Source organism: Actinosynnema sp. CS-041913 (assembly GCF_050942485.1).
GTDB lineage: Bacteria > Actinomycetota > Actinomycetes > Mycobacteriales > Pseudonocardiaceae > Actinosynnema.
In genome coordinates this window covers 5751893-5762948 of record NZ_CP192037.1, presented here as the reverse complement: position 1 = coordinate 5762948, position 11056 = coordinate 5751893, and the positions used below count along the sequence as shown (strand labels likewise).

Below are 11056 nucleotides of genomic sequence, written 5' to 3'. Positions count from 1 at the left end.
GGACAAGGAGATGACGTGTCCACAAGCTACGAACACGAAATGGAACGGACTCTCGCGCAGTATCACGAGCAGCGAGCGGGCCTCGCCGATCTGCAACGCGCGCTCGGCGAGGTCTCGTGCAGCGCGACGGCTCCGCGCAAGGTGGTCACGGTCAGCGTCGGCTCCCAAGGCGAGGTCACGAGCCTGAAGTTCCCCACCGAGGCCTACAAGCGGATGGTGCCCGCCGAGCTGGCCGAGGTCATCCTCACCACGATCAACGACGCGCGCTCCCAGGCGCTGGACGAGACGGCGAAGCTGCTCGGGGCGATCATGCCGCCGCAGTTCGACGCGCGCGCCATCGTCGAGGGCAAGGCGGACCTGCAGGCGATGATGCCCGCGGAGCCGCGCACTGCCGCGGACATCCTGAACGGGATCACCGGCAACTAGCTCGTCCTGCACGGACTGAAGGGAGGATGCGATGAGTGGGCAGTTTCGGATGGACGACGGAGGCGTGTCGCGTGGCGGCGACGGGTTCCAGGACTTGGCCAACCTCGTGAGCCGGCTCCAGTTGTCGCTGAACGATCTCGCGGACCTGGAAGGCTCCTGGGGCGACGACGACGCCGGCAAGCTCTTCGAGCCCAACTACCTCGACACCAAGCGGTCCTTCACCGACGGCCTGACCCAGCTTTCCCAGCAGTTCGGGTTGACCGCCAAGGGCCTGCAACAACTCGCGCGGCTGTCCAACGGAACAGAGTGGAACAACGACGACTTGGGGCTCGAACTCCAGAAACAGGTCCTGTACGGAAACCCGCCGAATGGCGGCGGTCAGGGCGGTCAGGGCGGCCAGCAGCGGGGCAGTGCACAGCAAGGCAAGTTGTTGAAGCCAGGGAGTAGTTCTGGCGGTCCGGGCGGGCAGGGGCGGTTCACCACGGAGGAGGACAAGCGGGCGCCGGTGGGGTTCAGGACGGAGGAGGACAAGCGGGCGCCGGTGCAGGCCAAGACGGAGCAGGGCAAGCAGGCGCTGGTGCAGTTCAGGACGGAGGAGGACAAGTTTGCGCCGTTGAAGGCGGCGACGCCCGACTTCCGGCCCGGCATGGGCCCAACCGGCGACCCGGGCGAGCCGCCGAAATTCAAGGTAGCCCCGTTCGACGGGGAGGGTGTCGTTCGGGCGGATTTCGTTGATCCGGGCGGTATCCCGTCGTCGACGAGCATGGAACCGATCTTCCCGCCGAAGCCGGACACGCGGTAGCACCCGTGGACCGGAACGGTGAGCCGCTGCCGGAGAGGTCGCCGTCGGAACCTGAGGGGACGCAGGCAGGGGGAACCCGGGGCCGGGCTGATTGACCGGACGATCTGAAACCGAGCCGCACTAGCAGATTGACGTTGGCACGCTGATGAGCCTGATGATCAACGAGGACATGCAGTGGGTCTTTGTGCTCGTCGGAGGTGACTTCTGGCCGAAAGGCGACGAGGACAAGCTGCGCGCGCTCGCGGAGGCTTGGAGGGGCTTTAGCGCCAACGTCATCGAGTCGGTGCAGAACGTGGGCAACGCGACGAGCCGGGTCCTGGGAGCCGTCGGCGGCGACACCCAGAGGGCGTTCTACGACCACGCCCGCATGCAGGGCGACCAGGCGCCGGAACTGGCGAAGGTCGGCCAAGAGCAGGCAACCAAACTGGATGACCACGCGTTGAACGAGGAGCACACCAAGTACGGGCTCCTGATTACGTTCAACCTCACCGGTACGGAGCTCATGTGGCTCCTGGCGGGTGGACCCCTGACCGCGGCACTGATTCCCAGCTCCATCCTGGCGGCCCGGCTGATCGTCCAACAGATCCAGATGAATTTCTTCAGCAGGCTCGCCACCACCCTCGCCACGAAACTCACGCACGGGCCGCGGTTCAGCCCGAACGGCGTCAGCGACCTCAAGCACCTGATCAACGACATCAAGCCACCGGTCTCGTCCGGACCGAAGGGCGGCGGCCCGAAGCCCCCGGCCCCCAAGGGCGACGGCCCCCCACCGCCGGTGCCGAAGGGCGACGGCCCGGTGCCGCCGCCGGTTCCGAAGGATTCCCCGACGCCGCCCGCGCCGAAAGGCGACAGCCCCGCACCGCCGGTGCCGAAGGGCGACGGCCCAGTGCCGCCGCCGGTGCCGAAGGATTCCCCGACGCCGCCTGGTGGCCTGCCGCCCAGCCCGACGCCGCCCGGCGGGTTGTCCGCCATTGAGCAGGCGAAGAAGAACTTCCTGGACAACGTCGCGGGGCACACCGCGACGAAGTTCAACGCGCTCGTGCTCGTCGGGAGAACGATCGATGAGGCGGCGGGGGAGGCTTTCCAGGAGGTAGCCGAGTACATGGCTGCCGAAGGCATCCAGTTCATCGAGGGGAACCGCACCGAGGTCAATGTCAAGGAGCTGCTCGCGTCCCTGTGGCTCGGCGCCTTCGCTGGAGCCAACCAGGTCTTGCTGCACAGCGCGCTGATGAAGGTGGACCCGAAGTTCGCGCGTAGTGCGGCCGGAGCGGGCACTACCGAAGGCCTCACCGAGGTCATCACCAACTTCACCGGCTCGATGGTGTATGGGGGCGGTTTCGGCAGCCTGTGGGCGGGCTTCGTCAACGGCCTGTTTAGCGGTTATTCGTCGCAGAAGGCCCAGGAGTGGGGCAACTACCTGACCGACCGCTTCAACAACGCGCTGGGGAACGTGCCGAACGTGTCGCGCGGTGGGCCGGAAAACGGCCTTCCCGATGGCGGCTTCGGCCCCACCGGCCCGCAGCCTGACGGCTCGTCCGGACGTGGCCCCTCCAGTTCCGGCGGCGGCTTCGACTCGTCGAGTCCCGGTGGAGGCTCGTTCGGTGGTGATCCGCGATCCGGTGGTCCGGGATTCGGCGAGCAGGGTGGTCCGGACGGTTCGACACCACCGTCGAGCGGAGATCCGACACCTGGCTACGGCGACGCGGGTCTTCGGCCGCCGACCCAGGACATCGCCGGCCACGGCTTCGGCACATCGGAACCGCAGCGGGGCAACGACTTCGGTCCGAGCGGCGACTCGCCGGGCCTGAAATCACATACGACAGGGCCCGATCACGGCCTCAGCCCGGCCCCGCAGCGCGGGATGAACGAGCCCGGCACCGGCCAGTCCCCTAATGGATTGTTGCCTGGTGGTGCGACCGGCCCGATTGGTGGGCTGTCGTCTGGTGGTGCCACTGGTTCGACTGGTGGTGGGCTGTCGTCCGGTGGACTGTCGACTGGTGGTGGGCAAACGCCTGGCGGGCAGCCGAATGCCCAGATGGGGACGCCAGCTGGGCTGCCGGATCTGGAACAGCCCGTCTCCGGTCCGCCATCGACGGAGACGCCGACGTCCCAACCGCAAGGCGGGCCGGCACCCACGCAGTCGACCGGACCGTCGCAGGCGCAGCTCGAAGGCCAGCAGCAGAGTCCGGCACCGCAGCCGGGCGGGCACGCCACCACACAGCCGGGTTCGGCTCAGCCGGGTTCGGCTCAGCCGGGTTCGGCTCAGCCGGGTTCGGCTCAGCCGGGTTCGGCTCAGCCGGGTTCGGCTCAGCCGGGTTCGGCTCAGCCGGGTTCGGCTCAGCCGGGTTCGGCTCAGCCGGGTTCGGTCCAGCCGGGTTCGGCTCAGCAGCCTGGCAGCCAGCAGGCAGGGAATCAGCAGCCTGGTGCGTCGCGAGCAGAATCCTCGACCGGTGGGTCGGCTCCAGGTTCGTCGTCGCTGGATCCTTCGGCCCCCGACCGCGAAGTCCCGTTGGTGTCCGGCGGACCGAGCGATTCGGAGCTTCCGGCCCCGCCATCATCGCAATCCCCAGGGGCGAACGGGGAGGCCCCAGCGTCGTCGGGGACCACGCCCGACAGCCCGCAACCTTCGCCGAGTGGGCGGCCGGAGTTGTCGATCGACACCTCTGTGGCCGGTGGCAACGACGGCATGCCGGACGGCCCGGTCAGCCCGTTGACGGAGCAGCAAAGTCAGGGCATTTCGAGCGGCCCGGTCAGCCCCATCGACCCAGCGTTCTCTCCGGCAGGCGTGGACACGAACGGGTCGAACCACCTGAGCGGGTCGACGCTGCGGGATGACGGCGTCAGCGGCGCGCCGACAGTCGACGATCCCGCCAACGACGCTATGCGGGACTCGCCGCCTGTGCGGGTGTCCGAGGAGTCGACGCTGGACAGGTCGGTGGAGGGGCCATCGCCGTCGGACCTGTGGGATCCGGAAGACGACGTGCCGTTCCGGCGTGACGGGTTGGCCGGCGACGGGGTTGTCCTGGCGTGGGACGGGTCGTTGGCTGCGCCGGATGGTTCGCCGACGGGGGTGTTGCCGCCTGGGGTGGCGGCGGTGCTGCCGCCCGGAGTGGCGTCGTCGTGGGAGCGGGCGCGGTCGTATCTGGGTGACAGCAAGGCGTCCGAGGCGGTGGTGGCCGACATTTCGCCGCGGGCGGGGCGGATTTTGTCGGATCATTATCAGACTCAGACGTACATCGCGCCGATCAGTCCGGAGCAGCGGGATCTGCTCGGGCGGGATTACGTGTTCCAGACGATCGTGACCGCGCAGATGGTGCGGGATCGCCAGGCCGGTGTGCCCGTCGCGACCGCGGAGGAGAACGCCCGCGGGCTGTCCAGGCGGTTGGCGCGGGCCAGTGGGAGTCCTCGGGTGCGGGGGGCTGCCGGTGCCCGCCCGGACTCCGGGCCGACGGAAGGGGCTGGCCCGTCGAGCGATCCCGGTCGGTTCGGACCTGAATCCGAAGCGGACGAGCGTTTGGTCGGCCATGCGCCGGCCGATTGGCAGGCCCCGGTTTTGTGGAGTCTCCGGTTCGGTGGCGACCCGTGGCTGGAGGCTGCCTTCCGGGGTGAAGCGCAGCTTGGGGAGGGGGCGGCCGGTACGCACGTGGCGATCGTCCAGCAGGCCCTCCTTGATAGGAACCACTATGTGGAGGTCGACGGCGTATTCGGGCCTGCCACGAAGGATGCCCTGATCGAGTTCCAGACCTACGAGGGCCTGCCGGAAACCGGCGAGCTCGACCGCGCGACGATGCACGTCCTCGACAAGCATTTCAGCGACCACCTCCCGGAACGCTGGATCGCGACCCACCCGGACCGGGCGTTGGGCCAAGGCACCCAGGTTCCTGACCTCGGCCGGCAGCGGGCGCTGCGCGACGCGGTGACCACCGAGCAGCGCGGCGAGGGCGGGGTGCTGCCCGAGTTCCGCCGGTCCATCCCGGGCCTGCCCGCGTACGAGGTCCGCATCCAGCACGCACTCGACGAGGCGATCACCAGCCGCCGCAGCGTCTTGGTCGATCAGCGGCCGCTGCGTTACCCCGAGAACCTGCTGACGCCGGATGAGATCAACTGGGTGGCGGATGCCGCCACGGACGCGGTCGACGCCGTCTTCGGCCGTTACAAGATCGGACCCGCACTCCGGTACAACCTCAACATCCGCGACCAGTTTGAGTTCGCCGCCGCCGCAGTCCAAGAGTCGCACATGTACCGGGACCTGCTGGTGACGTGGTTCATCCGGAGGGAGCTCGACACCAACCCGTCAATCGGAGCGATCGACCACGAGCACGGGGCGGTGCAGAGCCGGGCCGAGGAGCAGTCGCTCATCGCCCTGGTCGAGGAGCGGGTCACCGCAGCCCGGTGGCACGAAGTGGTGGCCATCGAGCACAACTGGCCAGGGCAGGCGCTAGCAGGGGAGGTCAGGATCCAGCGGTACCGGGGCCCCGACCCGGCGAGCAACCGGAACGAGCTGTACAAGCTGTTCGGCACCGTCATCCACGAGTACCTGCACACTCTCGAACACCCCAATCATGTGCAGTACCGGCGGGCCTTGCCGGGTCAGCGGGGCGGGAAGGTGCTTGCGGAGGGCTTGGTCGACTATTTCGCGAAGATGGTGTGGGACGGCTTGCGGTTCGACACGGACCTGCGCTCGCGGATCGAAGGCCGGTACTTCGACCCCTACGTCCTGCACGGCCCGATCCCGGTGCCTCACCGCTACCCCGAGACGGTGAACGCCGGCCGGGCGGTCGGGATCGTCGGGATCCGCAACGCCATGTCGGCGTTCTTCCTCGGCGAGACCCATCTCCTCTCGATGGCCCCTCACACCGGGTCGGACGGTCCCTTCGACGCCGCACAGCCGGTTGGGTCGTTCGGTCGTTTCGCTCCGGTGGCCGAGCCGAAAAACGATGTCGCCACAGCCGAGCCGTCCGGTGCCGACGGGCCGGTGACGGTGCAGCAGAGTCTGGGCATGCCGAGCGGCCCGGTCGGCCCTGTTGACCCAGCGTTCTCTCCGGCGGGCGTGGACACGATCGGGTCGGACCGTCTGGGTGAGTCGGCGGTGCGGGATTCGCCGCCTGTGCGGGTGTCCGAGGAGTCGATGCCGGACAGGTCGGTGGAGGAGCCACTGCCGTCGGACCTGTGGGATCCGGAAGACGACGTGCCGTTCCGGCGTGACGGGTTGGCCGGTGATGGGGTTGTCCTGGCGCGGGACGGGTCGTTGGCTGCGCCGGATGGTTCGCCGACGGGGGTGTTGCCGCCTGGGGTGGCGGCGGTGTTGCCGCCTGGGGCGGCGTCGTCGTGGGAGCGGGCGCGGTCGGATCTGGACAGAAGCAAGGCGTCCGAGACTGTGGTGACCGACATTTTTTTGCGGGCAGGGCGGATTCTGTCGAATTCTTATCAGACCCAGACGTTCATCGCGCCGATCAGTCCGGAGCAGCGGGATCTGCTCGGGCGGGATTACGTGTTCCAGACGATCGTGACCGCGCAGATGGTGCGGGATCACCAAGCCGGTGTGTCCGTCTCGGACGCGGAGGAACGCGCTCGTAAGCTGTCCAAGCGGTTGGCGCGGGACAGCGAGAACCCTCGGGTGCGGGGGGCTATCGGCGCCCGCCCGAACCCCGGACCGACCGAGGGTGCCGCGGGCCCTTCGGGGACGGCGGGGACGGGCACGGGGTCCACTGGTTCCGGGTCGATGTCCATTTCGGATGAGAGTGATTCCGGATCCGATGTGGACATGGAACCGGAATCGGCGGCCGAGGGGACCGGCCCTGTGGACGGGGCGTACCGGCGGATCCACGACGTCCTGGAGGCTGCCGGCCCGGTGGACACCGGCAGGCTGTTCACCCTGCTCCAGCGCGAGGGTCGGTTGCGAGATGGCGGCCCGGCAGTCCATTCGCAGATCGATGACGCGCTCACGTCCGCGGTCGACAGTGGACGGTTGAGCTCGCAAGAGTTGTTGCGGGCGCGGGAGATCACGGGTCTCGTGGCAGCCCCCGAGGTGGACCCGACCACCGTGCCGAGGATCGGGTCGACCGAGGTGCCTCCGTTCAAAGACGCGAATGAGTTGCCGAACGTGATCGCGGTGGCCCGGGCGTTGGTCGACGGGGTCCGGGGCCGGCAGTTCGATAGGGTCATGGCGATCCTGCGGCAGTTCGACCGGGATCTGCACAAGATCTGGCCGGTGGAAGTCGCCTATCGTGACCTGTCGGACAGTGATCTCAGAACCGATGTGCACGGGCTGCGGCCTGCTGAGAGCGCCTTCATCGACCACGTGCTCGGGAAGACCAGCGCCGACCCGGTGACGCCCGAGCAGGCCGAGCGGTTGTTCGACCGTCTGAAGAGCCTTTCGGTCGACCACTACAGGTATGGCCGGTTGCCCATTCCCGTCAACTACCCCGATGACGGCTGCTACGGGCGTGCGCATTTTTGGGCACTTGAGCTGAACCGTCTCGGCGCGTTCCCCTCGAAGGTCTTCGTGGCCCGGACGGATCCAGAGCTCGCGGTGTTCTCGCGCCACGCGGAGGACGCCAGGGACGGCGAAACGAAACCGGTCAACTTCGACTACCACGTTGCTCCGGTGGTCCAGCGCGATGGTCCGACCGGGCCGTCCTGGGCGGTGTTCGACCCCATCGTCGCCGGTCGGCCCATTACGGTCGATGAGTGGCTGGCGTCGTTGGGGGTGGCCGACGACGGTAACCGGTTGACGGTGGAGGGCGACGTTGACCACGTCCTGACAAAACTCCGCCAGGACTGGAAAGACAACCCGCGGCTGTGGGGGACGGAGAACCTCGCGGAGACCGGCGAACCTGCCGAACTGCTGACGTTGCCCGGTAGCCGCCCGGTTGTGGTCGTCACCGACGTGCACGTCCACTCGTTCCCCGCGCCGGATGCGGACAACCCGATACGCCCCACCTGGAAAGACAGTGACGTGGGGGCGAGGGACGCCGCGGACAAGCTGGCCAACAACTTCTTCGAGGGGCGCCGCCGATCCCGAAACCGCGTCGACCAGGTCTTCACCGACCACGTGGGCAGTGGCGCCGACCTCGTCGCGCAAGGCATGTACGACCCGGCCGCCCTGATGGCGGCGCTGAGCAGACTCGCCGGCCGTGAGCCCGGCGGCGCGGTCGGCGCGCTGCAACGCCACCCCGAAACGGCGACCAGACTGCGGAACGCGCTCGGCCCGGCGCGTGCGGACGAGCTCGATCAGCTCTTCCCGCAGTCGGATGACCAGGCGCCTCAAAGCCCGCTGGACGGGGACGAGGACATGGCCTCCGAGAGCTCGGAAGACTCCACGTCGGAGGACTCCGATGAGGACGTACCTCGGGAGCACGGCGATCAGGGCCTCGGCGGCGGGCAGGGCACCGGTCCGTCGGCTCGTCCGGATCTGGCCAGGGACTCGCGTGACCCGGACACCTTGCTGGCGGAGTTGAGAGCTCGCGCCAGTCGTGATCCCGGCGGCGCGGCCGGTGTGTTGCGGCGCGATCCCGGGTTGGCTGTCAACCTGCGGAACGCGCTCGGCCCCGAGCGTTGGGCTGATCTGAACCGCCTTCTCCCGCTGATCGACGACGTAGCCGAGGTGCACGGTTTCGGGCCCGACGCCGAAGTGACCGAGCGCTTGGTCGGCGATGCGCCGACCGACCAGCCCGACTCGGCTTTGGAGAGTTACCGGTTCCGTGGCGACCCGAGGTTGGAGGCTGTCTTCCGGGGTGAATCGCAGCTTGGGGAGGGTGAGGCCGGTACGCACGTCGCGGTCATCCAGCAGGCCCTCATTGAATCGGGTTCCTTCATAGAGGTCGACGGTAGATTCGGGCCTGCCACGAAGCAAGCCCTGATCGAGTTCCAGCGCGTCGTGAAGGAGCCGCAAACCGGCGTGCTCGACCTAGGGACGATGGACTTCCTCGACGCGGTTTTCGCCGACCACGGCCTGGAACGTCGGATCGCGATCAACAGAGGCCGGATGTTGAACGAAGACACCCGGCTTCTTGGTCCCGACCAGCGGCAGGCGCTGCGCGACGCGGTGACCATTGAGCAGCGCGGCGAGCGCGGGGTGTTGCCCGAGTTCCGCCGGGACATCCCGGGCCAGCCCGCGTACGAGGACCGCATCGAGCGCGCACTCTACGAGGTGATCAACAGCGACCGCGACTCCTATGTCGACCAGCAGCCGCCGCGTGACCCCGACGACCTGATGAAGGACGAGGAGAAGGAGGAGATCAACCGGGTGGCGGGCGCCGCCAAGGACGCGGTCGACGCCGTCTTCGGCCGTTACAAGGCCGGGCCCCCACTCCAGTACGGCGTCAACATCCGCGACCAGTACGAGGTCACCGCCGCCGCAGTCCAGGCGTCACCCACGTACGCGGACATGCTGGTGAAGCGCTACCTTGAGGAGAAGCTCGACTCCAACCGGAAAATCGGAGCGATCCACCGCGAGCACGGGGCGGTGCAGAGCCGGGCTGAGGAGAAGGCGCTCCTCGCCCGGGTCGTGGAGAAGGTCGCCACGGCCCGGGCGCAGGACGTGGTGGCCATCCGGCACAACTGGCCAGCGTCGGCGGTAGGAGGGACGGTCAACCTCCAGCGGTTCCGAGGCCCCGACGCGGCGAGTAAACGGACCGAGCTCTACAAGCTGTTCGGCACCGTCATCCACGAGTACCTGCACACCCTCGAACACCCAGACCAGGTGCGGTACCGGGCGGCCATTCCGGAACGGCGAGTCCGGAAGGTGTTCAGGGAGGGCTTGGTCGAGTATTTCGCGGAAATGGTGTGGGACAACCTGAAGTTCGACGCGGGCCTGCGCGAGCAGATCGAAGGCGAGTACTTCGAACGCGACGGCCAGGACCACCCGACCCCGCCGCCCGCCCGCTACGACGAGATAGCGAATGCCGGCCGGGCGGTCGGAATCGTCGGCATCCGCAACGCCATGTCGGCGTTCTTCCTCGGCGAGACCCATCTCCTCGACATGGCTGCTGACAGGGGATCGGGCGGTTCTGCTGACATCGCCCTGTCGGCTGGGTCGTTCGGTCGTCCTGCTCCGGTGGCCGAGCCCGAAACCGTTGGCTTCATAGCCGGGCCGTCCGGTGCCGACGGGCCGGTGGAGAGGGACTCGGCGCCGTTGCCGTCGGTCGACGCCAGTTCGTTGGATCCGAATGCTCCGCCCGCGCCGCCTCTGCCGAAACCCAAGACCACTGCGCCTTCGACGGTGCGCAGCGGTGGGGCGCCGCCGCCGTTGGCCAACACCGCCCCGAAGGTCGAAGAAGGCCGGGGTGTCATCGATGACGAGTCGTGGCGGCACAGTCGGCTGGAGACGGCGAAGTGGTTCGAGCCCCGGAATCCTGTGCTGCCGGAGGCGTGGGCGCACCGTCGGGATGGCGCGTATGCGCACACGGTCGACACGGCGGTTGAGGACGTCGAGACGGCGAGCACGCCGTCGGACGTCTCGAGCTACTCCAGCCCGATCAAGTACGACCTGCGTCGGATCGAGGTCAGTCCTGGCCGATTCGTCCAGGAGTACACGGTCAAGGTGTACCTCAAGCAGGCGACCGGTGCCGGCCAGGTGCGTGACAGGGCCCTCGATGCGGTGAATTCGTTCTTCAACAAGGGTTTCCGCCTGCCCAGTGGTGACCAGTTCCACGTCAACCTCGAGTACACCGACAAGGCGGATGCGCACTACACCGTCGAGGTGGTCGACGGCCGCACCTATCAGCGGTACTGGAATCGGAACGCCGAGCCGTGGGAGCTGGCTCATGAGATCCTGCACGCGTTGGGTGTGCCGGACGAGAACCTCGACCGGTCGCGCGTGTTGCT

Annotated in this window: 4 protein-coding genes and 1 pseudogene (1 of these 5 only partly in view); 4 read left to right on the top strand and 1 reads right to left on the bottom strand. The window is 68.1% G+C overall.

The genetic code is table 11. The features are described 5' to 3' along the window. Positions 1-15: 15 nt before the first annotated feature. Together ACQPZF_RS25940 and ACQPZF_RS25935 are read left to right on the top strand one after the other, a co-directional pair. Positions 16-426 carry a YbaB/EbfC family nucleoid-associated protein gene (locus ACQPZF_RS25940; RefSeq protein ID WP_433261109.1) on the top strand — a complete coding sequence of 137 codons (411 nt, stop codon included), beginning with the start codon at positions 16-18 and terminating at the stop codon, positions 424-426. 94 nt (positions 427-520) lie between these two features. Beyond that, entirely contained in the window at positions 521-1228 is a 708-nt protein-coding gene (locus ACQPZF_RS25935; protein ID WP_433261107.1) for a hypothetical protein, read from the top strand. Between the two features lie 1810 nt (positions 1229-3038). Here the strand turns inward: ACQPZF_RS25935 and ACQPZF_RS25930 are convergent. Beyond that, the gene (locus ACQPZF_RS25930; RefSeq protein ID WP_433274696.1) at positions 3039-3569 is read right to left on the bottom strand and encodes a pentapeptide repeat-containing protein; all 531 of its coding nucleotides are present in this window, start codon (positions 3567-3569) and stop codon (positions 3039-3041) included. Here ACQPZF_RS25930 and ACQPZF_RS25925 point away from each other — a divergent pair. Both ACQPZF_RS25925 and ACQPZF_RS25920 read left to right on the top strand, forming a co-directional pair. Continuing rightward, positions 3511-3942 (top strand): annotated as a pseudogene (locus ACQPZF_RS25925) (hypothetical protein); the annotation flags it as partial. The gene ACQPZF_RS25930 and the pseudogene ACQPZF_RS25925 overlap by 59 nt on opposite strands. Further along, positions 3915-11056, top strand: the 5' portion of a protein-coding gene (locus ACQPZF_RS25920) for a peptidoglycan-binding protein (protein ID WP_433274694.1). The gene runs 24853 nt beyond the window's last position; 7142 of the gene's 31995 nt are visible here — the first part of the coding sequence; the start codon lies at positions 3915-3917; the stop codon falls past the right edge of the window. The pseudogene ACQPZF_RS25925 and the gene ACQPZF_RS25920, both read left to right, overlap by 28 nt.